General features: G+C 68.7%; 15 protein-coding genes. 5 read left to right on the forward strand and 10 right to left on the reverse strand.

Going from position 1 to position 21,433, the window contains the following annotated elements; translation table 11 throughout:
* Positions 1–129: 129 nt before the first annotated feature.
* Positions 130–1,353 (reverse strand): LIC_10091 family protein, encoded by a 1,224-nt coding sequence (locus tag POL67_RS22815; RefSeq protein WP_271920430.1) that lies wholly within the window; start codon positions 1,351–1,353, stop codon positions 130–132.
* Between the two features lie 146 nt (positions 1,354–1,499).
* Between POL67_RS22815 and POL67_RS22820 the strand changes: the two genes are divergently transcribed.
* From POL67_RS22820 to POL67_RS22830, 3 genes are all read left to right on the forward strand, one after another.
* A complete protein-coding gene (locus POL67_RS22820; protein WP_271920432.1) occupies positions 1,500–2,126 on the forward strand; it encodes a CDP-alcohol phosphatidyltransferase family protein in 627 nt (208 codons plus the stop codon).
* A 146-nt stretch (positions 2,127–2,272) separates the two neighbouring features.
* Positions 2,273–3,190: a DNA adenine methylase gene (locus tag POL67_RS22825; RefSeq protein ID WP_271920435.1), complete on the forward strand. Its 918-nt coding sequence runs from the start codon at positions 2,273–2,275 to the stop codon at positions 3,188–3,190.
* A gap of 63 nt (positions 3,191–3,253) precedes the next feature.
* A complete protein-coding gene (locus POL67_RS22830) occupies positions 3,254–3,955 on the forward strand; it encodes a class I SAM-dependent methyltransferase (RefSeq protein WP_271920439.1) in 702 nt (233 codons plus the stop codon).
* Positions 3,956–3,961: 6 nt separating this feature from the next.
* On the opposite strand, the gene POL67_RS22835 is transcribed toward POL67_RS22830, so the two are convergent.
* Positions 3,962–5,266: a type III PLP-dependent enzyme domain-containing protein gene (locus tag POL67_RS22835; protein WP_271920441.1), complete on the reverse strand. Its 1,305-nt coding sequence runs from the start codon at positions 5,264–5,266 to the stop codon at positions 3,962–3,964.
* An 84-nt stretch (positions 5,267–5,350) separates the two neighbouring features.
* On the opposite strand from POL67_RS22835, the gene POL67_RS22840 reads away from it, so the two are divergent.
* Positions 5,351–6,742: an FAD-binding oxidoreductase gene (locus tag POL67_RS22840; RefSeq protein WP_271920443.1), complete on the forward strand. Its 1,392-nt coding sequence runs from the start codon at positions 5,351–5,353 to the stop codon at positions 6,740–6,742.
* Between the two features lie 11 nt (positions 6,743–6,753).
* Here POL67_RS22840 and serA read toward each other — a convergent pair whose 3' ends face one another.
* Positions 6,754–8,001 carry a phosphoglycerate dehydrogenase gene (gene serA, locus POL67_RS22845; RefSeq protein ID WP_271920445.1) on the reverse strand — a complete coding sequence of 416 codons (1,248 nt, stop codon included), beginning with the start codon at positions 7,999–8,001 and terminating at the stop codon, positions 6,754–6,756.
* A 151-nt stretch (positions 8,002–8,152) separates the two neighbouring features.
* Here serA and POL67_RS22850 point away from each other — a divergent pair, with 151 nt between their 5' ends.
* Positions 8,153–8,764: a hypothetical protein gene (locus tag POL67_RS22850; RefSeq protein ID WP_271920447.1), complete on the forward strand. Its 612-nt coding sequence runs from the start codon at positions 8,153–8,155 to the stop codon at positions 8,762–8,764.
* A 204-nt stretch (positions 8,765–8,968) separates the two neighbouring features.
* Here the strand turns inward: POL67_RS22850 and POL67_RS22855 are convergent, their stop codons facing one another.
* The 7 genes from POL67_RS22855 to POL67_RS22885 all read right to left on the reverse strand — a co-directional run bounded on the left by POL67_RS22855 (position 8,969) and on the right by POL67_RS22885 (position 21,300).
* Positions 8,969–10,942, reverse strand: coding sequence for an OmpA family protein (locus POL67_RS22855; RefSeq protein ID WP_271920449.1), 1,974 nt, complete (start codon positions 10,940–10,942; stop codon positions 8,969–8,971).
* Positions 10,939–12,984, reverse strand: a complete 2,046-nt coding sequence (gene traA, locus POL67_RS22860; RefSeq protein WP_271920451.1) for an outer membrane exchange protein TraA family protein — start codon at positions 12,982–12,984, stop codon at positions 10,939–10,941. The genes POL67_RS22855 and traA overlap by 4 nt, the downstream gene beginning before the upstream one ends.
* Positions 12,985–13,137: 153 nt before the next feature.
* On the reverse strand, positions 13,138–14,937 hold the full coding sequence (locus POL67_RS22865; RefSeq protein WP_271920453.1) for an acyl-CoA dehydrogenase: 1,800 nt from the start codon (positions 14,935–14,937) through the stop codon (positions 13,138–13,140).
* A 35-nt stretch (positions 14,938–14,972) separates the two neighbouring features.
* Positions 14,973–16,076: a terpene synthase family protein gene (locus POL67_RS22870; protein WP_271920455.1), complete on the reverse strand. Its 1,104-nt coding sequence runs from the start codon at positions 16,074–16,076 to the stop codon at positions 14,973–14,975.
* Positions 16,077–16,096: 20 nt separating this feature from the next.
* Positions 16,097–16,525 (reverse strand): SpoIIAA family protein, encoded by a 429-nt coding sequence (locus tag POL67_RS22875; protein ID WP_271920457.1) that lies wholly within the window; start codon positions 16,523–16,525, stop codon positions 16,097–16,099.
* 358 nt (positions 16,526–16,883) lie between these two features.
* Positions 16,884–17,384 (reverse strand): hypothetical protein, encoded by a 501-nt coding sequence (locus POL67_RS22880; protein WP_271920459.1) that lies wholly within the window; start codon positions 17,382–17,384, stop codon positions 16,884–16,886.
* Between the two features lie 49 nt (positions 17,385–17,433).
* Complete coding sequence (locus POL67_RS22885; protein ID WP_271920461.1) at positions 17,434–21,300, reverse strand: serine/threonine-protein kinase; 3,867 nt, start codon at positions 21,298–21,300, stop codon at positions 17,434–17,436.
* Positions 21,301–21,433: the final 133 nt, after the last annotated feature.

The raw sequence follows: 21,433 nt of genomic DNA on the forward strand, positions 1-21,433 counted from the left end.
CGTTGTAGAAACCGCGCATCGCGCGGATTCTACGCCTTCGGTCCAGGCCGTGCCTGGTCCGGGGTGAAGGGGGCGGACAGCCCCTTCCGGGGTGCGGGGCAGAGCCCCGCGCGCGCGCTCGTCCCCGTTTTAGTCGAGGTTGCCTTCGGTCGCGATCTTGAACCACGATCGCGTTGGGGTCTTCTGCTCGCGCGTGACGAAATCGTCGATCTTCGCGAGCACGGTGGCCGTGCGGTGGCCTTCCATCTGCTTCGGGTGCTTCTTGCCCTGGTCGAGGTAACAGCGCAGGAAGAGCGCGTCGTCTGCGCGCGGGAGGGCGGCGACGTTCCGGATCCATTTCGACCACGTGGGCGGTTCGAGCAGGTATTGCTCGACGTTGGATACGTAAAGTGTGCTCACGCGGAGATCGTTTTTCTGGAGGAACGCGGCGATGGCGGGGAATGCGCCGTCGCCCGCGAAGTCGCCGACGACGGGGACCACGCGGCCCTCGCGCTCCATCGTCTGGACGAACCGGAAGGCCTCGTCCGTCGCGAGGAACCCGCGCTTCTTGCCCGCCGGATCCGCCGCGCCGACGAGCTCCCGCAGCGAGGGGTATTTGCGGCCGGAGTTTTCCTTGAGCTCGAACCGGAGGTCGAGCTGTTTGTCGAAAAAGACCTGCGTCATCCGCGCGAGCGAGCGTTTGTCCTTGTCCGTGAGCGTGACGCCGTACGCCTCTTGCATGCGCTTCATGGCCCGATCGACGGTCGTGGCGAAGAGCTTCGGATCCGGCGCTTTCGTCTCGGCGTGTTTCAGGACGGCGTCGACGTCCGCGGTCGCGGGCGGGGCCGTGGCCGCGTCGTAGGGCCTGCCGACGAGCAAGGCGAGGAAATGGGAGCGGCTCTCGGCCTCCTCGAAGAGGAATCGATAATAAAGGTGCTGGAGGAGGTTGTCCCGGCGGATGTCGACGATGAACGCGAGGCGCGGGCGGGTGAGGGCGAGATACGTAAAATTCTGCTCGGGCCCGACGCCGAGGTAGACGCCTCCTGCGGGCCGCGCCGCGAGCGCGTCGGCGGTCTGGAGGTACGAGGTCTCGTTCGAGATGAGGTTGTCCGAGATGAAGTCACCTCCCGGCTCGGAGAGGGAGCGAACGAGCTCACCAAAGGGGCCGAACGCAGGAGCGGCGGAGGCGGAGGCCGGGGTGACGGCGGAAGCGGAGGCGGCAGCGGGAGCGGAGGCGCGCGCGGAAGCGGTGACGGCGGCGGACGCGGGCGCGGAGGCGGCGGGTTCGTGCTTGGGCGGGTCGCACGCGGCGGCGACGAGGAGGGCGAGGACCGGGGCGAGGCGGGTGAGCAGGCGCGGGGTCTTGGGGGCCATGGCAGACCGGGAACGCCTCGGCGGGCGGGCGTCGTCCAGGGCGTCGAGGGTCTGACGGAAGCCCGCGGGATGTCAAGGCGCGGGGCGACTCCGTGCGGGGGATCTTGGCCGCGCGCCCACGTTGTGCCATGGATGCCAGCGCTGCCATGAAGAAGCAAAGGCGCCGCCGCTTCTCGATGATCCGTGACTTTCAGGTCGCGGATTTCTTGACCCTCGGCAATGGCTTTGCCGGCACCGGGTCGATGCTGGCGACGATGAAGTACGTGGCTTCGGGCGACGTCACGTTTCTCCGGCTCGCCTTCGGGCTGCTCCCGGTCGCGTTGTTCTGCGACTTCCTCGACGGGCGCGTGGCCCGGGCGCGGCGCGAGGTCTCGATGCTCGGGCAAGAGCTCGACTCGCTCGCGGACCTCGTGTCGTTCGGCGTGGCCCCGGCCGCGCTCGCGTTCGGGCTCGGGATGCGCGGGGGCTGGGACGCGATCGCGCTCGTGTATTTCGTGGCCTGCGGCATCAGCAGGCTCGCGCGGTACAACGCGACGGCGAGCCAGCTCGCCGACGAGGGCGGGAAGGTGAAGTATTACGAGGGGACGCCGATCCCGACGAGCCTCGCGCTCGTGGCGCTCTTCGGCGCGTTCTCGGCGCACGGGCTCATCGGCGCGGCGCTGCCGGGCGGGGCCGTCGCGCTCGGGCCGTGGGAGCTGCACCCGATCGTTTTGCTCTTCGCGGTGAGCGGCAGCGCAATGATATCGAAGACGCTCCGCATTCCGAAGCCCTGAACCCGTGAAACCCGATCGGTTGTTCAGGGACAAGTTTTCAGCGCACGAATCCGGGACAAGTTTTCAGCGATAGAATCTGTCCCGAACTTCTTTGATCGAAAGTTTTGCCGAGCTCGATTCCCCATTGTAGGTGCTGGGGTATCCACATGCTCGAGCGCGCGATTCGACCGCTCCCCACCCCGGCCGCAGTTCCCCTTCCGTCCGTCCGTCCCGGGCCCCTCAAGGCCCGCGGAAAGCCGCGTCCGGACATTCGTGAAATCGAGCCGGGGACGGCAAAACCGTTCATCAAGTGGGTCGGCGGAAAACGGCAGCTCATCCACGAGCTCGAGCCGCGCATTCCGTCGCGCTTCAATACGTACCACGAGCCCTTCGTCGGGGGCGGCGCGCTCTTCTTCCACCTCATGCCCGAGCGCGCCGAGCTCAGCGATACGAACGAGCGGCTCGTGCGCACGTACCTCGGCGTGCGCGACGCCGTCGAGGACGTGATCGACAGGCTCGCGTCCTACCCGCACGATCGCGAATTCTTCATGAAGTTGCGCGCGAGCGACATCGACACGAAGACCGACGTGGAGGTGGCCGCCTGGTTCATTTACCTGAACCGCACGGGGTTCAACGGGCTGTACCGGGTGAACCGGGCAAACCAGTACAACGTGCCGTTCGGCGATTACCAGAACCCCACGATCTGCGACGCGGAAAACCTCCGCGCCTGCTCGCGGGCCCTGAAACACGCCTCGATCCGTGTCGCTTCGTTCGAGGACGTCGCCGCGCGGGCGCGGGCGGGCGACTTCGTGTATTTCGATCCGCCTTACGTGCCGCTCTCGGCCTCGTCGAGCTTCACGTCGTACACGAGCGGCGGGTTCGGGATGCGCGAGCAGCAGAGGCTGCGTGACGTGGCACGCGAGCTCAAGGAGCGCGGCGTGCGCGTGCTCCTCTCGAATTCGTCGGCGCCCGAGGTGTACTCGCTCTATGGGGACGGCTTCGAGCTCGCCGCCGTGGGCGCATCACGCGCCATCAACTGCAAGGGCACGGGGCGCGGACGGATCCAGGAGCTCATCATTCGGTAAAGCGGCCGCGAGCGCCCCTCCGGAGGGCTCCCGGTCCCGGATCCCGCGTCCGATGAACCGCGCATGCGCGCCGTTCTTCCGCATCACCGTCCAGGCACCCTCGTGCTCTCTGCGTCCCAGTGGGAAACGATCGAGGCGCTCCGCGCCGGCGAGCCAGTGACCGACGAGGCGCTGGACACGCTGTATCCCGCAGACATCCGCGAACTCTCGTCACGATTCTGGACACCCGCCTCCGTCGCGGTGCGCGCGGCCCAGCTCTGCGCGCCCGAGGGGCGGGCGCGCGTGCTCGACGTGGGCGCAGGCGTGGGAAAATTCTGCCTCGTCGGCGCGCTCGTCACGGAGAGCATTTTCGTCGGGGTCGAGCACAGGCGGGCGCTCGTCGACGTGGGCCGCGAGGTGATTGCGGCCGTGGGCGCGAGGAACGCGCGGCTCGTGCACGGGACGATCGAGGACATCGACTTTTCGTATTTCGACGCGCTCTATTTCTACAACCCGTTCGAGGAGAACCTGGTCGCGCCGTCGTGGCAAATGGACGGCGCGGTGCCGCTTTCGCTGGAGCGGTTCCAGGAGGACGTGACGCGGATCGAGGCTGCGCTCGAAGCCGCGCCGCCCGGGATGCGCGTGGTGACGTACCAGGGGTTCGGCGGGAAGATGCCGCCCGATTACGAGATCGTGGAGGAGGACCCCGAAGGCGCGCCGCACCTCCGGCTCTGGGTGAAGCAGGAGCACGGGCCGCACAGGATTCCGCAGGGAACGCGGCGATAGAGGGGGTTACGGATCGCTTCCGGGAGGTTCTTCGCGGGAGCGGCTCCAGAAGGCGACGACGTCGTCCGGGGTTTCACGGTCTTTCAGGACGGAGAGGGTATCTCCGTCATACCCGAGGACGAGCGGCAGGCCGCGGCTGCAATGGCGCGACCACATGCCGAGCGTGTAGGCGCCGACGTCGTGGATGAGCACGAAATCGCCCGGATCGATGCGAGGGAGGGCGAGGCCCTTGGCGAGGACGTCGCCCGAAAAGCAGAGGGGGCCGACGATCGTGACGGGCTCCGCCTGTCCACCCTTGGGCCGCCCTTCGGCGTCGAGGACCGCGATCTCGTGGTGCCATTCGTCCGGGCAATAGGCGCGCCGGACCAGGAGATCGGCGCCGAGGTGGATCACGGCGAGGCGCTCGCCGCCGGCCTGCTTGACGTATTCGACGCGGCTCGCAGCCCAGCCGGCCGTCGCGTGAATGGCCCGGCCAAACTCCGTCACGAGCCCGAGGTCGCCGGCGAAGAGCCCGGGGATGGTTGCCTTTAATGCGTCGACGTACGCGGAGAGCGGGATCGGCGCGTCGTCGGGCCGATAGGCGACGGGCAGGCCGCCGCCGAGATCGAAGGTGCGGACGCGGCCCGGCGAGGTGCGCGCCTCGATTTCGGATCGCAGCGAATACACACGCTGCACGCCCTCGACCAGGCTCGCGAGCGGCATGCCTTGCGAGCCGACGTGCACGTGCAGCGCGCACAGGAACGGGTGCGCCTCGAATGCGGCGACGATCTCTTTCCGGCGTTCGATCGGGACGCCGAACTTCGAGGAGCGGGTCGCGACGCTGGTGAGCGCGATCGTGCCCCCGCCGACCTGGGGATTGACGCGCAGGCCGATGTGTACAGGCGTGGTTTGTCCAATCCTCGACGCAATGCGCTCGAGCTCGTCGAAATTGTCGACATTGATCCGGACGCCGAGCGCGAGGGCCCAGGCGAGCTCGTCCTTCGTCTTCGCGGGCGAGTCGAAGACGATACGGGAGGGCGGGCAACCGGCCGCCATCGCAAGGCGGACTTCTTCGAACGACGCGGCTTCGAGGCCCGCGCCCGCCGCGACGAGCGCGCGGAGGATCTCGACGAGGGGGTTCGCCTTGATCGCGACGGCGTGCAACGTGTCTTCGGGGAAACGCGCGCCGAGCTCGGCAATCCGCGCGCGGACGCGGCCGAGGTCGTGGAAGAGAGCGGCCGGCGTGTCCTCGCGGAAGTGTCCCGCGGCGATGGCGCGCCGGAGCACGGAAGAGGCGTCCTCGACGTGGGTACGTTCGAGCCAGCGACTCATCGGGCTCGTGGTAGCCGTGGCGCCCGTCACGTCAAGCGGCGCTTGTCGGTTGCAGGGAGGACGCGGGCACTGTATCGAGCGACCATGACCGCGCTGCCCGAAGGGTTCCTCGCCGCCGTCGCCCGCGATTTCCCGGCCGATTTCCTCTCGGTCGACCCTTCCGATCTGGCCACGTACGGCCGCGACTGGACGAAGGTACACGAGCCGCGCCCCGCAGCCGTGGCGTTGCCGCGCACGACGGACGATGTGTCGCGCCTCCTGACGCTTTGTACGGCATTTCAGGTGCCGGTCGTGCCCTCGGGCGGACGGACGGGGCTCGCGGCGGGCGCGGTGGCGGCGAAGGGAGAGGTCGTCGTGTCGCTGTCGCGGATGCGGCGGATGAACGCAGTGGACGTGCTCGGCGCGACGGTGCGCGTGCAGGCCGGCTCGGTGACGGAGGACGTGCATCTGCACGTGGGCGAGCACGGCCTGACCTGGCCCGTGGACTTCGCGTCGAAGGGATCGAGCCAGGTGGGCGGGAACATCGCCACGAACGCAGGCGGCGTGAAGGTGATCCGCTACGGGTTGACGCGGCAGTGGGTGCTCGGGCTCGAGGTTGTGCTCGCGAGCGGCGAGGTGCTCGAGCTCGGCGGCGCGCTGGAGAAAAACAACACGGGGATCGATCTGCGGCAGCTCTTCATCGGGAGCGAGGGGACGCTCGGGATCATCACGGAGGCGACGCTGAAGCTGACGCGGCTGCCGGGCAAGCTCGACGTGCTCTTGTTTGCCGTGCCAAACCTCGCGGGCGTGCTTTCGCTCTTTCGGGAGGCGCGCACGGGGCCGTTCGTGATCACGGCCTACGAGTTTTTCACGGAAAAATGCATGGCGCGGGTGCGGCGGCATCGGAGCGTGCGCGAGCCGCTCGCGGCGCCGAGCGACTATTACGTGCTGCTCGAAGTGGAGCGGGCCGAGCCGGAGGCGCTCGAAGCGTGGATCGGGTCGCTGTTCGAGCGGGGCGTGGTGACGGACGGGACGCTCGCGCAACACGCGGGCGAGGCGACCGCGATCTGGACGCTGCGCGAGGGGATCAGCGAGAGCCTGAGCGCGACCGGGATGCCCCATAAAAACGACATCGCCCTGCCGATCCAGGAGCTCGAAGGCTTCTGCGCGGAGCTCGAGAGCGTGTTCGAGGCGCGTTATCCGGGCTGGGAGATCGCGCTGTTCGGGCACATCGGCGACGGGAACCTGCACGTGAACGTGATGAAGCCCGACGCGATGGAGAAAGCGGCGTTCCTCGCGCGGACGCACGAGGCCGATCACATGATGTTCGAGCTCGTCCGGAAATACCGGGGCTCGATCTCGGCGGAGCACGGGATCGGGCTCCTCAAGAAGGAGTACCTCGGGTATTCGCGATCCGGGACCGAGATCGAGATCATGCGCCAGATCAAGCGAGCGCTCGATCCGCTAGGGATCATGAATCCGGGGAAGGTTTTTTAGGGCGAGGCGGGTCAGTAGACGACGCGCGTCCGGATGTTCGAGGGCAATGCCTCGAGCCGGCGGCTCACCTCGGCGGAGACGTCCTGCTCGAGGTCCATGATGAGGTAACCAATCGCGCCCTCGGTCGCCAGGAACTGGCTGTCGATGTTGGCGTTGAGATCGGCGACGACGCGGTTCACGTCACGGAGCACGCCGGGCTCGTTTCGGTGCACGTTCAGGATGCGGTGCGTGCCCTTCACCGGCGGGAGCTCGACCTGCGGGAAGTTCACCGAGCCCGTCGTCGCCCCCATCGCCGCGAACTTGCCGAGCACCGCCGCGACCTCGCGTCCGATGGCTTCCTGCGCCTCCTCCGTCGAGCCGCCGATGTGCGGCGTGAGCAGGACGTTCGAAAGGTTCTGGAGATCGGTCTTGAACTGATCCGTGTTCGACTCGGGCTCCTCGGGATACACGTCGATCGCCGCGCCCGCGAGGTGCCCGCTCTTCAGCGCCGCGACGAGCGCCGGGATGTCCACGACGGTGCCGCGGCTCGCGTTGAGCAGGTAGCTGCCCTTGCGCATCTTCGCGAGTTCGGCCGCGCCGATCATGTTGCGCGTCTCCGCGGTCTCGGGCACGTGGAGCGAGACGAAGTCGGCCTCGGCGAGCAAGGCCGCGAGCGAGGGGACCGAGCGGTTGTTGCCCATCGGCAGGCGCGCGGCGATGTCGTGGTAGAGCACGCGCATGCCGACGGCCTCCGCGAGCACGCCGAGCTGACGGCCGATGTGCCCGTAGCCGATGATGCCGAGGACCTTGCCGCGGACCTCGTAGCAATTCGCGGCGACCTTCTTCCATACGCCCGTGTGCACCTCGCGCGAGCGATCGCCGAGCTGGCGGGCGAGCAGGATGATCTCGCCGATCATGAGCTCGGCGACGCTGCGCGTGTTGCTGAACGGCGCGTTGAAGACCGGCACGCCGCGGGCGTTGGCGGCGACGAGGTCGACCTGGTTCGTGCCGATGCAGAAGCAGCCGATGGAGAGCAGGTCGCGGGCGTTCTCGACGACGCGCGCCGTGATCCGGGTCTTGCTGCGGATGCCGAGGAGCTGCACGCCCGGGAGGGCGGCGATGAGCTCGTCCTCCTTGAGCGCGCTGCTCTTCTTGGTGATGGCGTAGGAGCGCCCCTCGCTGAAGGCGTGGAAGGTCTCCGTGGCGCTCGGGTGGATGTTCTCGAGCAGGAGGACCTGGATCGTGTCGCGGGGGAGCTCGGCCGGGGCAGGCGTGGTCATGGCGCGTCCTCGTTCGGGGGCGCCTTCTCTACCGCATGGGCGGGCGCAGGCCAGCCGGAAAACCGCCCGACCCGGGGAGGGTGTCCACTCCGTGGCTCTTGCCTCGACGCGACGTTGCACGACGTGCATAGAAACTGGTAAGAAAATAGCCATGCAACGTCTCGTTCTCTTCTCGGCCGCGACGGCCGCAATCTTTGTTGCCTGCGCGGCGCCTCCGCGTTTCCAGGACATGCGCACGCCGTCGGGCGAGTTCTGCACGGACATGCCCATCTTCGCGGGCAAGACCCAGCCCGACAGGGAGTTCCACCGCCTGGAGCCGGTGCAGAGCGAGCCCGGGGCCCGCACCGAGCCCGAGCGCCTGCGATCGCTCCGCAAGTCCGCGTGCATGGCAGGCGGTGACGCCGTCATCGAGGCGATCGAGGAGGAGATCCGCCTGCCCGATGCCTCGTATGGAAAGGTCGCCACGGGGACGGCGATCGTCTGGATCCGGCGCGAAGGTGCCTCGTCGAAGCCGATCGACATGGGCGCCCACTCCGAGGCGGACAAGGGCGCCGAGCCGGTGCCGGCCGCGGATCCGAACCCGCCGAAGGAGGCGACGCCGGTCAACACCGCGGCCGAGGTGAAGTCGGCGCCGGTGCCGCAGCCGACTGCAGCGGCGACGCCCACGACGACGGCCGCCGCGCCGACGCCGACGCCGACGACGACGGCGACGGGCTCGACGACGAAGACGAAGACCACGACGAAGACCACGACGAAGAAGTAGCCCGCCGCAAGGCAACGGGAGACGAGGTCGCGCGCGAGCCTCCACAAGGGGAGGGTCGCCCGCGGCCTCGTTTCGTTTGTGCACCAAAAGAGATCACGGCCTCGCGCGACGGGCGCGCGCGAGCGTGATCGAGCGAGATCGTGAGGAAGGGCGGGGGAGGGGACGCGGGGCCTCGCTCCGTTCGTCGGAGCGAGGCCTCGGGGATCAGCGCGGCGCCGTGGGGTTCGGCGTAGGGGGCTTCGCGGGCGCAGGTGCAGGCGGCTTCGCGGGCGCGGCGCCAGGCTTCGGTGCTGCGGGCGCAGGAGCGGCACCGGGCTTCGGCGCTGCGGGCGCAGGAGCGGCGCCGGGCTTGCCGGGTTTGTCCTTGCCGTCAGTCGGTTTGTCCTTGCCGTCGGCCGGTTTGTCCGCGCCTTCCTCCTTCGGCGCCTCGGGCTGCAGTTGCTCGCCGGAGCGCGGGAGGGTGCTGCCGGGAAGGGTCGGATCCTTCTTGTCGAGCACGCCGTTCCCCTTCGGCAGGATGCCGCCGCTCGGCAAGGTGCTGCCACCGTTCAGCACACCGTTGCCGTCGATCACGCCCTCGCCGTCGAGCGTGCCGCCCGGCGAGAGGATGGTGTCGCCGCCGCCGACGGCCTTCCCAGGCGCGTGGCCCTGGCCCTTGATGCGGAAGACGACGCGGCGGTTCGTCGCGGTCATGAACTTGCAATCTTCCGAGAGCTCTTCGTCTTTTCCGAGGCACGCAGAGTCATCGTAGATGGGTTTGGTGTGACCGTACCCCTTCGCCGTGACGCGCGAGGGATCGATCCCTCTCTGGATCATGTACTCCCGGACGCTCTCTACGCGGCGTTGCGAGAGGTTGTGGTTGTACACGTCGCCCGCGCGCACGTCGGTGTGGCCCTCGATCTCGACCGAGCGGATCTCGGGGTTGTCCCTGAGGACTGTGATGACCGCGTCGAGCACCTTCTTCGAATCGTCGAGGATGATGTCCTTGTCCGTCGCGAAGTGAACCTGATCGAGGATCTTGATCTCGTCGTCCTTGACGAACGCGCCGGGGCAACCGCCACGGCCGCCCGCGATCATCGGGCACTTGTCGTCGCGATCCGGGACGCCGTCCTTGTCGGAGTCGGAGTCGGGGCAGCCCATGTTTTGCGGGACGCCCGGCAGCTCGGGGCAATGATCCGCGTCGCCGATGAGGCCGTCGTGATCGGGATCCTCGCTGTCGACCTGCTTCAGGCGATCGATCTCCTGCTGCTCGCGCGATCTCGAAGGCTGCCACGTGAGGCCCGCGAATGCGCGGAAGACGGGCGCGCCGAACCCGCAGTTCGCGCCGAACGTGCCGCCGACCGTGAGCCCGAAGCCGCTCGCCCACTGCCAGCGCATCGCCATGAGCACCTCGGCCGGGACCTGCGAGGGGCTGTCCGGGAACTTCACCATCGAGACGCTGCCGTACACGCCGCCGAGCACGGACCAACCCCAGCGCTGCACGACGTACATCTCCGCGCCGATGCCGAAGTTCGCCATGTCGCCGACCTTCGTCCCGGCAAACTGTCGGTCGGGCCGGAGCCAGACGCCGCCGTTTGCCGTGACGAGCAGGCCGAAGTTGAAGCGATAATCCGCGACGAGACCGAGGCCGCCGGAGACGGCGCCGTCGCTGGCGAACGCGTTCTGATTCCCCGTGGGCAAGTTCAAGTTGCCCGTGACCGCCATGCCGAAGCCCTCTTTGATCTGGGCTTTCCGGTTCAGGTAGGGGATCGCAATCTTGGTGTTGAAACGAAGATCGCCGAGCGCGTTCGGCGAGATCTCACCCTCGGTGCCGAGTGGCCTCAGGTTGTCGGACATCTGCCAGGCGACGAACGGCATCGCCATCGTGATGTCGAAGATGTCGTAGAAGCCAATGCCCGCGAGGCCCGTGACCTGAAGGCGCGCGCCGACGGCGCGGATCTGTTGCCCCGTCGTGATCGCTGCAACGGCGAGGGGATCGAGGCCGATGTCCGTGTAGATGCCGAACGTCGGCGAGAGATGGCCGACGACCTCGGACTTCTGGATCATCACGAGATCACGCGGGGCCGCGGAGGGGCGGAAGGTCTGCGCGTCGAAGCGGCCTTCTTCGGCGGCTTCCGCGGCCACGGGCGCCGCGGCGAGCGTCGCGAGCGAGAGCAAGAACGAGATCGATCGCTTCACGGCTCACCTCGGAGGGTTGAACGGAGGCGGCGGCGGCCCAGCAGGCCAAGGACGGAGAGGACGAGCAATGCAGCTCCGGGCGCGCCGCCTCCATGTCGACCGGGCCTTGCAGAGCATATCGTGGCGAGGGTGCCACCGCAATCGACGCCGTCGGGCATCGGGCCGAGCGAGCACTCCTTCGCGGTCTCCGCCTCGTTCCAGCGGCAGTGGTCGCTGCCGAGGCAGTCGACATTGGTCTTGCACGAGGGCGTGCACGTGTTCGTGGAGAGGTTGCAGGTGCCGCCGCAGGGGCAGTGCGAGTCGGCGTAACAAGCGACGCAGGTCGTGCCGTTGCAATAAGGCGTCTCGGAGGAGCACGTGAGCATGCAGCCCGTGCTGACCGTGCAGGTGTGGGTCGCCGTGTCGCAGGTCGAGCTTGCCCCGCATTGCGCGTCGTCGACGCAACGCACGCACGCAGCGACGGCGGCGTTCTGGCCGAAGCAGAAGGGCGTGTCGCCGCCGCAGCTATCGCAGCGCATGCCGCAGCGTTTGTCGCGGGTGCAGGGGGTGCAGGTGCCGCTGAGGCAGAAGGCGCCTTCGCCGCAATCCATGTCGTGGCGGCACTCGGCGCACGCGGTGCCGACGGGGCCGGGGAGGCAGAACGGATACCGCGGCTGGGCCGTGCCGTTGACGACGATGGTCTCGAGCGCGGTGCAGTTGACGCAGCCGTCGCCGCAGCAGGTCGGCGTGTTGTTCGCGGGGAGCGTGCCCTGGCAGCGGCCGACGGAGAGGTTGCAGATGCCGCCGCCGCACTCGGCGTCGGTCGTGCACTCGACGCAGCTCGGGTTGCCGTTCGGCTCCAGCGGGGCGCACTTCATCTGCTGGCCGTTCGCGCCGTCGGGACAGCAGTTGCACGAGGAGCCGGCGCACTCGGCGCTCGTCGCGCAAGGCTCACACTTGTTCTCGATGCACGCCGCGCCCTTGGGGCAGTCGGAGTTCTCGTTGCACTCGTCGCACGTCTTCGTGTCGGGGTTGCAGGTGAAGCCGCCCTTGCAGTCCGCGTCGGTGTCGCATGCGCCGCACTGGACGTTGCCGTTGATGTTCACGCAGAAGGGCGTGTCGGCGCCGCACTTCACGCAGCTCGGGCCGCAGAGATTGTCGGTGTCGCAGGGAGCGCAGAGCGCGGCCTCGTTGCAGTAGTACCCCGAGTCGCAGCCGTTGTTGCCGGGCACGTTGATGAACTCGCGCTTGCACTGCTTGCAGACGCCGAGGTCCGGGAACGCGGGGGTGCCGCTCAGCGTCTGGAAAAACATCGTCTCGGGGAAGAGCGTGAAGCCCGCGTCGCTGAGCTTCACGATTGGAGGGGCGTTTGCGGGGCGCTCGAAGTCGATGAAGTCGCCGACGAGGTAAGACATCTCGAGCGCGGCGTGCTCGATGATCTCGGCGTAGAGGAGCTCGACCGGATAGAGGCCGGCCTTCTGGAATGTGACCTGATTCGTCATGCGATACTGCGCCGCGCCGACGACCAGAGGACGGAACACCACCTGATAGCCGACGGCGGACTTGTCGTAGATCACCATGCTGAGGGCGTCGTCCACGTAAAACCCGAAGTGCACGGGCTTGTTCACGAACTCCGACGTCACGTTCAAGAAGCCACGGATGCGGGTGCCGAACTTCGTCGTCGTGTCGTTGACGAAGAAATCGCAGCCGCCGGTCTTGCACCCCTGAGCGAGCGCGGCGTCGACGAAGTCGCCGTAGCTCAGCGCCTGGTTCGCGGCGTTGTTGTTGGACAGATCGAGCAGCGTGCGGATGGTCGACTCGACGCGGTCGAGCGCGTGCGCCTCGATGAACGAGTTGACCGCGCCGCTGTAGTTGTCCGGGTTGAACACACTGAAGTCGGCGTTTTCGTTCGTGGAGATCGCCGAGGCCGCGCAGAGGCCCGTACCAAGGCCGTCGATGGGATCGTCCACGCCCTCTGGGATCGTGACCGGCGCGGCGCTCGCGACCCGAGGAGCCATCGCGAGGAGGGCGACTGAAGCAAGGAGGATGCGTCTGAGTTCCATGTCACCGTCGGCCTTCGCGCCGCACTCCGCGGCACTGCCGCGGACCCTACCACGGACCGCGTGATCCGTACAAGATCGCAGGCTTACGGCGCAGCCAGAGGACAGCCTCGGAGGACGCGGGAGCGTCGACCGTCGTCGTCGGATTCCTGCGTGTTAGAACCACTCCGGTCGTACGCGTTCGTAAGAATCTTCGCCGGAGCGGCAGAGCTGGGCGAGGTAACCGACGCGCGGGAGCTCGGTGCGAATCCAGTACTGGGCGGCCGAGGCGATGCCCTCGTAGAAATCGTGATCCTGCGGGCGATCCTTCTGGTGCTTTTGCGCGGTGGCCGCGAGGCGGAGCCACGTCCAGCCGATCACCATGGTGGAGGCGAGGTCGAGGTAATCGGCGCTGTGCAGGAGCATGCCTCGGACGTCGCCCTGCGCGCCGAGGGCGCCGAGGTGGAGCGTGACCTGCCGCATAGCCATCGCCGCGCCCTCGACGCGCTGGACGAGATCGGGGTGGACGCCCGCGTCGCGGGCGCCGTCGCAGGTGGCCGCGATCTCTTCGAGCAGCGCGCCGAACGCGGCGCCGCCGGCCGCGGCGACCTTGCGGCCGAGCAGGTCGAGCGACTGGATGCCCGTCGTTCCCTCGTGGATGCTGTTGAGCTTCTGATCACGCAGCCAGGCCTCGGGGAGGTATTCGCTCGTGTAGCCGTAGCCGCCGAGGACCTGCACGGCGAGCGCGTTCGCCTCGAAGCCACGCTCGGCCGGGAAGCTCTTGGCGATGGGCGTGAGCAGGTCGAGCAGCATGGCGGCGCGCGCGCGGGAGGTTTCTTCCGTTGCGTGCTCGGCGAGATCCGAGAGGCGCGCCGTGAGGCCGAGGAGGGCGATGCTGCCCCACGCGATGGCCTTCTGGCGTAGGAGCATGCGACGGACGTCGGCGTGCTCGATGATGGGGATCTGCGGCGCGCGTGGATCCTTGTCGCTGAGCGAGCGGCCCTGGGGCCGGGTCTTCGCGTATTCGAGCGATTCGTGGAACGCGACCGAGGCGGTCGCGGCGCCATTCATGCCGATCATGAGCCGGGCCTCGTTCATCATCTGGAACATGTACGAAATGCCCCGGTGAGGCTCGCCGACGAGATGGCCGTGGCAATCGCCCGCCTCGCCGAAATTGAGGGCGAGGCTCGGCAGGCCGCGCCAGCCGATCTTGTGGATCACGCCGGCGACCTCGACGTCGTTCGGGACGAGGCCGCCCCGCTCGGGGCGGAGCTTCGGGATGGCAAAGAGGCTGACACCCTTGATGCCGGGCGGTGCGCCGTCGATGCGGGCGAGCGTCAAGTGGACGATGTTTTCGGTGAGGTCGTGATCACCGCCCGAGATGAAGATCTTCGAGCCTTTGATGAGGTAATGGCCGCCTTCCGTGGGCGTGGCGCGGGTCTCGACGTCGCTCAGGCTGCTGCCGGCCTGGGGCTCGGTGAGGGCCATGGTGCCGGTCCATTCGCCGCGATAGAGTCGGCCCATGAAACGTTCTTTGAGCTCGTCCGAGCCGAAGGATTCGAGCAGGCGCGCGGCGCCCGTGGTGAGGCCGAGATAGCCGTACGCCGAGAGGTTCGCCGCCATGAGATAACTCGCGGCGAGGGAGGCGACGGTGAGCGGGAGCATCTGCCCGTGCGCCTCGGGCGGGCGCGTGGCCGAGAGGACGCCGAGCTCGACGAGGCGCGGATAGATGTCGTGCATGGCGCGGTGGACCCGCACGCGGCCGTTTTCGAGGCGCGGCGGGGCCTCGTCCATCGGCTTGTACGCCGGGAAGAGCAGCTCGCGCGCGAGCCTGCGCGCCGTGCCGAGGTAGATCCCCACGGTCTCGGGCGTGTGCTCGGCGAAATCGGGCAGGGCGAGCAAGCCTGCGAGGTCGAGCACCTCGTAGAGGAGGAAGTCGACGAATCGATCGCTGACCAGGGGGTTCGTGGATGGCATCGCGCGGCGCACGTGATGTCAGCCGCGAAGCGGTGTCAAGGGTGGGGAGCGTACGCGGACGCCGTCGCGGCGGCGGCGCGCGGGGCGAGCGACGTGGGCACGATGAAGGAAGGATCGATCGGCGTGCCATTCACGAGCATCTTGAACGCCGCGTACCGCGGGGCGCGCGACTCCCAAAGCGTGAAGCCGAGGGAGGCGTGCCGAAGGTCCTGCACCCAGGTCGCGATGTGCTTGTCCCACGCCGCACCGAAGCTCGGGAGCGCGCGGGCAAGGCGGTCGAACTCGGCGATGGCTTCGTCGTGTTCGCGGATGATGCGCCGCACGGCCTCCAGCATGGTGAGCCCGTGCTCCTCGCGGAGCGCGAGGATGACGTTGACGTAGCCCGAAGCCCAGTCCTTGCCGAGGCTCCAGATGTCGTTGCCGAAGCCGACGATCTTGCCGGAGAGGGTCTTCAAGGCGAGCGAGGTCTCGTGGGCGTGGAAGTCCGGCGGGAGCTCGATGCCACGCGCGTATTCGAGGAGGTAGCCCGTCGCGGCCATTCCGATGGTGTCGATGCGCGAGCGGAGCGCCTCTTCGTACGAGACGCGGGCGAGCCCCGCGCGGCGCTGCTTCGAGGTGCGCGCTTCCTTGAGCGCGGCCGTGCTCCAGGTGTCCATGGCCTCGCAGAGGGTCGTCATCCACGCGGGGCTCATGGTCGTGGCGAGCTCGCGGAGCAGGGCCGACCAGGTGGCGCCGAAGAGGGTGGTGACGCCGGAGGCGCTGGGCTCGAGGACGGCCGGGCCGCAGAACGGGAAAGTGCGCTCGCGGCCCTCGACGTCGACGTCGTCCCAAAGCAGCCAGAGCGAGAGGTATTTGGCGAGGAGCAAGAGCTCGCGCGGGGCCGCGAGCGGGAAGGGCATGCCCGCATAGTCGGCGGGCGCGAACGTGCGGACGATCCAGATCGAGCGCTCGCCGAAGCCGAGCTCGCGGAACCACGCGAGCGTCTCTTCTTCGATCCGCGCCGCATGCACGTTTACGAGCGGATCCGGCCACCAGTGGCGCGGGATCCCGAGCGCGAGGTCCGGCGCGTGAGGCGCCGTAATTTCCCTGGCAGGACAAACCGTGATGGTTTCGTCGGGCCGTTCCTTGGCTGCAAGCATGATCGCCCCCCCAAAAGCGCTCAAGCGCTGCGCTGCAATCTCTCTTTCCGTTTGACCTCGGCGAGCCAGGCGCGCGCGTCCGCTTCGCGATCGAAGAACTTGATCTGTCCGCGCAGATCCACGTGGAGCAATCGAATTGCCTTCGTGATCATCGACACGACCACGCGGAGGTGAAAATCGGCGCCGAACACGGCGGTCGCGCGTGGATTCAGGGCCAGCATGCCGCCCACGGCGTGGCGCCGGACGAGCTCCGTCACCTGTCCCGTACGAGACAGATCCACGAGCAAATCGACGGGCTCGTGCCGCCGCACGGTTTCTTCGAGCGCCGCGTTCATCCGCGCGACGATGTCGGCGTCGAGGTCGCCGACATACGTCACGAAGCAGGTGTCCGGCGGCTCGAAGCACATCCGGCTCGAACCAAAGTCGTATCGAATTCCTTGTTCCTGCATGGCTAGAAGCACGTGAGAGCCTTTCGACAACCAGGCAAAGCGTCTAGGTCGCCTCCCCCCCGGGGGGTGCACGCGTCATGCCCGGGTAGCTTGGTCGATCAAGACACCAAGGAATCCACACACGGACGGGAAATTCGTGCAAGCCAGATTGCCGCCGTGCATGCATTGCATGCGAGCAGGATTCCGTCGTGCGGCGTGGGTACGGCATGCACACCCTATCCAGCGACGACGTCCCTGCGAGGTAGGCCATTTCGAGCAGTTCGGGCTCGTTTTGGGAGGAGCGATGTCCCGGGTGCACGCCGCATTGCGAGATTCGGCGGACACGGACGAATTCGTCAATCGGATGGCAGCGCGACGTTCAGAACGTCCACTGAAGCGCGCCACCGCGCGGAGAAACGAACACCTGCGGGCGCGCCCACGACGGTTGATCCGAGACCTTTCGCCCGCCGGCCACGGCGATGGGGATGCCGATCAACATGCCGAGGCCGCCGCCGAGGATCAGGCCGAGCGACGCCGAGCGCTTCTCCGCCGCGGGGCAGTCGGTGCATTCGGTTTGCGGGAGATCCGCCCGGATCACGAGCCCCGTGACGACGCCGAGCAGCCCCACGCCGGCGAGGATCGTGCCGATGTAGAACGCCGCCGGGCTCGCCATTCTCGTCGGGGCCTCGGACAGCTCCCGCTGTTCGATCGTGTAGGTCGTGGGGCCCGGGCGCGGGGGCGGCGGCGCCTGCGGAGGCGGCGGGAGGGATTCGGGTTCGTCGCGGGGCACCCAGCCCGGTGGTTCGTCGGCGCGCGCTGACGTGGCAGTGAAGGAGACGAGGGCAAAAGCAAGGAGAAGGGGAGAGAAGTTCCGGCGCATACGATGGAGCGTACCGGGCGCGGGCGCCGAGGCAATGCGAGGGCCGGTTCTAGACGCCGCACCACGCCTTCCAGAGGTCGAGGATCCGCGTATGCAGCGGGACCGCCTCGAGGAAGGAACGGGCGTAGGCCGGATCCGCGATGCGCGCGGCGCGGGCGAGGAGATCCGCGCGGGCGTCTTCGATCGCGGCGCGGGCCTCACCGTGCTTGTCGATGGCCCAAAGCGCCTCGGCGCGCGTGAGAACGATGCGCGCGTGGGCGCTCGTGTGCCGCATGCCGATCTCGGCGGTCTGTGCGAGTGCGCTCTGCGTGAGCTCGACGGCGCTCGCGGGACGGCCCTCGGCGAGCTCGAGCGTTGCGTGGCCCGCGAGCGCCCATATCCGCCCGAGCGGGAGGAGCTCGATGAGCGGTGCGACGGCCGTGAGGAGGCGCCGAGCCGCGTCGAGGTCGCCGCGACGCAGGTGCGCTTCGAGGATGAAGTACTGCACGCTTACGCTGATCACACCCTCGCTGTGCGCGGCGGCCTCGTCCGCGACGGTCGTGCCGAGCGTGATGGCCTCGTCGAGCGCGCCGCGTTCGAGGAGGAGCCCGGCGCGGAAGCAGCCGGCGAGGAGCGCGGAGACGCTGTCGGCCGACGCGATCGCGAGGGCGAGCTCGAACTCGCGTTCGGCCTCGTCGTACGCGCCGAGCAGCACGAGGTCGAGGCCCACGTGGGCGCGGAGCAGCGGCAGGAAACGTCGATCGCCCGAGACCATGAAGTTCGCGATGGCCTCACGCTCGATGCCGAGCGCCGTGTACGGATCCTGCTCGGCGTACCTGTGCCAGTAGCCGCGGGCATAGCCGAAGCGGCCGGCGACGGACGGATCACGGGCGAGGAAGGGGCTGACGACCTGCTCCATGCGAAGCAGAAAGCGCTCGGCCATGGCGCGCTCGCCCATGACGAGCTGCGAGATGATGGCGGAGCTGTAGGCAAACGAGAGCGCGGGGATGGCGTCTTCGGCGGGCTCGATGCGGTAGAGCTCGCCCATGAGGGCGTCGAGGGCGTCCTTCTTGCGCAGGAGCAAGGCGCTGCCCAGGGCGGCGCCGAGCGCGCGGCCGTACTCCTTGCTGCCGGGGTGCGCGCTCTCGAGCGCCTCCATGGCCGCCTCGTAGGCCTTCGCGGAGGAGCTCGTCCAGTTCCATGCGTCGGCGCGGATCGCGCGGAGCTGGGCCACGATCTCCGCGCGCGGGCTCGCCACGAGGCCACGATCCGTGAAGCTCACGGCCGCGGAAAAATCACCGGCCGAGAGCGCGAGCTCGGCCGCGGCCGCGAAGAACTCGGCCGAGCGCTCCTTGTCGCCCGAGCTCTCGAAATGATCGGCCAGGATCGTCGGGTCGGTCTCGCCTGACGCGAGCAGCCACTCGGCCGCGAGCGCGTGGCCGCGCCTGCGATCCCGCTCGGTGAGCATCGCGTACGAGCCCTCGCGCACGAGCGCGTGGCGGAAGGCATACTCCTCCTCGCCGAGGAAGCGGCTCTCGCGACGGCGCACGATGAGCTCGCGCTCGCAGAGGCGATCGAGCAGGCCGACGCGGCCGTTCGGCAAGGACGCGTCGCCGATGAGCGCGGCGACGCCGCCCCACCAGAACGACTGGCCAAAGACGCTCGCCGCGCGCAGGACGCGCCGCGCCTCGGGTTCGAGCGACAGGAGGCGCGCTTCGACCATTCCGAGTACGGTTTCGGGCAGATCGCTGCCGCGATCCTCGGCCACGGCGCGGATGAGCTCTTCGAGGTAGAAGGCGTTGCCCGCGGCGCGATCGACGAGGTGCTGGATCTCCTCCTCGGCGATGATCTCGCCCAAAAAATGCCGGACGAGCCGCTCAGCCGCGCGGCGCCCGAGCTCGCCGAGGCGCACTTCGAGCAGCTCCCGATCGGCCCATATCTTCGGGAAGAGATCGTGCAGCTCCGGCCGGGCGAGCGCGAGCACGGCGAAGCGGCGCTCGCCCTGCACCGCGAGGGCCGCGTCGACGAGCTTGATCGATGCGCGGTCGCCCCAGTGCAGATCCTCGAGGACGACCACGAGCGGGCGCACGACCGAGAGCGCCTCGACGAAGTCGAGCCACGCCTCGCGGATGCGATCGGCCATGAGCGTGGCGTTCTGGCGCGCGGCGCGGAGGTCGGGGCGCTCGTCGCCCGCGGGCGCGCCGACCATCTCGCCGAGGAACGCCGTGACGCGGGCGCGATCGTCGCCTTCGATGTACGTCGCGACGAGCGCTTCGAGCTTGAGCCTGCGCGAGGCGACGGGCTCGCCGATGCCGATCTGGGCCATCGTGCGGATGGCGGAGCCGAGGATGGAGAAGGCCGATCCCGCGCCGATCGGATCGCCGCGGCCGATGGCGATCGCGGGCTCCACGGCGCCGCGGCGGAGCTGCTCGACGAGCTCGTGCCGCAGGCGCGACTTGCCCATGCCGGGCAGTCCGAGCACGACGGCGACGCGCGGCTTGCCTTCGTCGAGGCCCTCTTCGAGGAAATCGCGCACGCTGCGGAGCTCGCGCTCGCGGCCGAGGTAAGGGCTCGGCTTGCCGAGCAGCGTGCGTGTGCCCGAGCCGACCTCGCGCTCGCCGCGCAGGAAGATGCCATCGGCGCCTGCGCTCACGTCGAAGCGCACGTCGAGCAGGGCTTGTGTCGATGCGTCGATCCGCACGGCGCCGGCTTCTTCACCGAGATCCAGCAGGGCGGCGGCGCGCTTCGAGATCGAGCCGAGCGCAAGCCCGTGCGAGGTCTCCTCGCGCCCCGTGACGAGCACGATGCGGGCCTCGGGCGCGAGGGCGCGCAGGCGGAGCGCGGCGCGGGCTGCGCGGGCGGCCTGATCGGTGGGGTTGCCGCGACCGACGAGGCCGAGGAGCAGCGCGCCGCCGTCGATCTCCTCCACGCGGGCGCCGAGCTTCGCGATCTCCTGCTCGATGGCCACGATCCGATCCCGCGACAAGAACCGCGACGGCGCCTCCTTGCCATCGGGGAGCGAGGGCGGAAGCGCAGCGACGATGCTGAGCAGTTGCCGTTCGCTGTCGGTGATGACCTCTGCGGAGGCCGCGTGGACGGGCGTGGCGTTGCCCTCGACGGGGCCGAGCGCGAGCAACGCGCGCAGGGCGGCTCCTGCGTCGGAGGGCCGGCTCGCCACGTCCTTCGAGAGCATGCTGGACACGAGATCGTCGAGGGCCTCGGGCACGTCGGGGCGCAGATCACGCACGCGCGGGGCCTCGGCGAGCAAGAGGCTCGCGAGGATCGCGAACGCGTGCTCGCCGTCGAAGGCGGGCTGCCCGGTGAGGCACTCGAAGAGCACGGCGCCGAGGGAAAAGACGTCCGCGCGCGCGTCGACGCCGGCCTTGTCGGCGCGCGCTTGCTCGGGCGCCATGTAGCCCGGCGTGCCCACGATGGTGCCCGTGAGGGTCAAGCGACCGCGGCCTCGATCCCGCGCGACCCCGAAGTCGAGCACTTTTACGCGCTCGATCTCGCCGCGTTCGAGGAAGAGGTTGCTGGGTTTGATGTCGCGGTGGACGACGCCGCGCGCGTGGGCCGTGGCGAGGGCGTCGGCGACGCGCACGGCGAGCGTGATGCACTCTTCGAGGCGCAGGCCTTGTCGGCCAAGGCGCGCGGCGAGGCTCTCGCCTTCGAGCCACTCCATGGCGAGCCAGGGGACGCCCGTGGGGGCGACGCCGTGATCGACGTAGCGCACGATGTGCGGGTGGCCGAGCGTCTCGAGCACGCGGGCTTCCTGTGCGAGCCTTTCGGCGTTCGAGAGCTCCGACGCGCGGAGGAGCTTCACGGCGACGACGTGTCCGGTCTGGAGATCCTCGGCGCGATACACTTCCCCCATGCCGCCCACGCCGGCCAGGCGCTCGACACGGAAGCGCTCACCGATGATGTCCCCAGGGCGCATGCGCGAACCAGGATTCTGACCCGGGAGCCTCCGGGAGCCAAGCAGAGGCGCGTTGCGCGCGCGTGAAGGTGACCGAGGACCCGCGCGCGCCGCGCCCGAAATGGAGTTTGCCTTGACAGGGCGTGAGGATCGT

This window comes from Polyangium mundeleinium (genome assembly GCF_028369105.1).
Lineage (GTDB): Bacteria > Myxococcota_A > Polyangia > Polyangiales > Polyangiaceae > Polyangium > Polyangium mundeleinium.

Bases quoted from the DNA above. Each gene is read 5' to 3' on its own strand.
- POL67_RS22825 (WP_271920435.1), top strand. From the start codon at position 2,273: ATGCTCGAGCGCGCGATTCGACCGCTCCCCACCCCGGCCGCAGTTCCC.
- POL67_RS22815 (WP_271920430.1), bottom strand. From the start codon at position 1,353: ATGGCCCCCAAGACCCCGCGCCTGCTCACCCGCCTCGCCCCGGTCCTC.
- POL67_RS22840 (WP_271920443.1), top strand. From the start codon at position 5,351: ATGACCGCGCTGCCCGAAGGGTTCCTCGCCGCCGTCGCCCGCGATTTC.
- POL67_RS22870 (WP_271920455.1), bottom strand. From the start codon at position 16,076: ATGCTTGCAGCCAAGGAACGGCCCGACGAAACCATCACGGTTTGTCCT.
- POL67_RS22875 (WP_271920457.1), bottom strand. From the start codon at position 16,525: ATGCAGGAACAAGGAATTCGATACGACTTTGGTTCGAGCCGGATGTGC.
- POL67_RS22830 (WP_271920439.1), top strand. From the start codon at position 3,254: ATGCGCGCCGTTCTTCCGCATCACCGTCCAGGCACCCTCGTGCTCTCT.
- traA (WP_271920451.1), bottom strand. From the start codon at position 12,984: ATGGAACTCAGACGCATCCTCCTTGCTTCAGTCGCCCTCCTCGCGATG.
- POL67_RS22850 (WP_271920447.1), top strand. From the start codon at position 8,153: ATGCAACGTCTCGTTCTCTTCTCGGCCGCGACGGCCGCAATCTTTGTT.
- POL67_RS22865 (WP_271920453.1), bottom strand. From the start codon at position 14,937: ATGCCATCCACGAACCCCCTGGTCAGCGATCGATTCGTCGACTTCCTC.
- POL67_RS22885 (WP_271920461.1), bottom strand. From the start codon at position 21,300: ATGCGCCCTGGGGACATCATCGGTGAGCGCTTCCGTGTCGAGCGCCTG.
- POL67_RS22880 (WP_271920459.1), bottom strand. From the start codon at position 17,384: ATGCGCCGGAACTTCTCTCCCCTTCTCCTTGCTTTTGCCCTCGTCTCC.
- POL67_RS22835 (WP_271920441.1), bottom strand. From the start codon at position 5,266: ATGAGTCGCTGGCTCGAACGTACCCACGTCGAGGACGCCTCTTCCGTG.
- POL67_RS22820 (WP_271920432.1), top strand. From the start codon at position 1,500: ATGAAGAAGCAAAGGCGCCGCCGCTTCTCGATGATCCGTGACTTTCAG.
- serA (WP_271920445.1), bottom strand. From the start codon at position 8,001: ATGACCACGCCTGCCCCGGCCGAGCTCCCCCGCGACACGATCCAGGTC.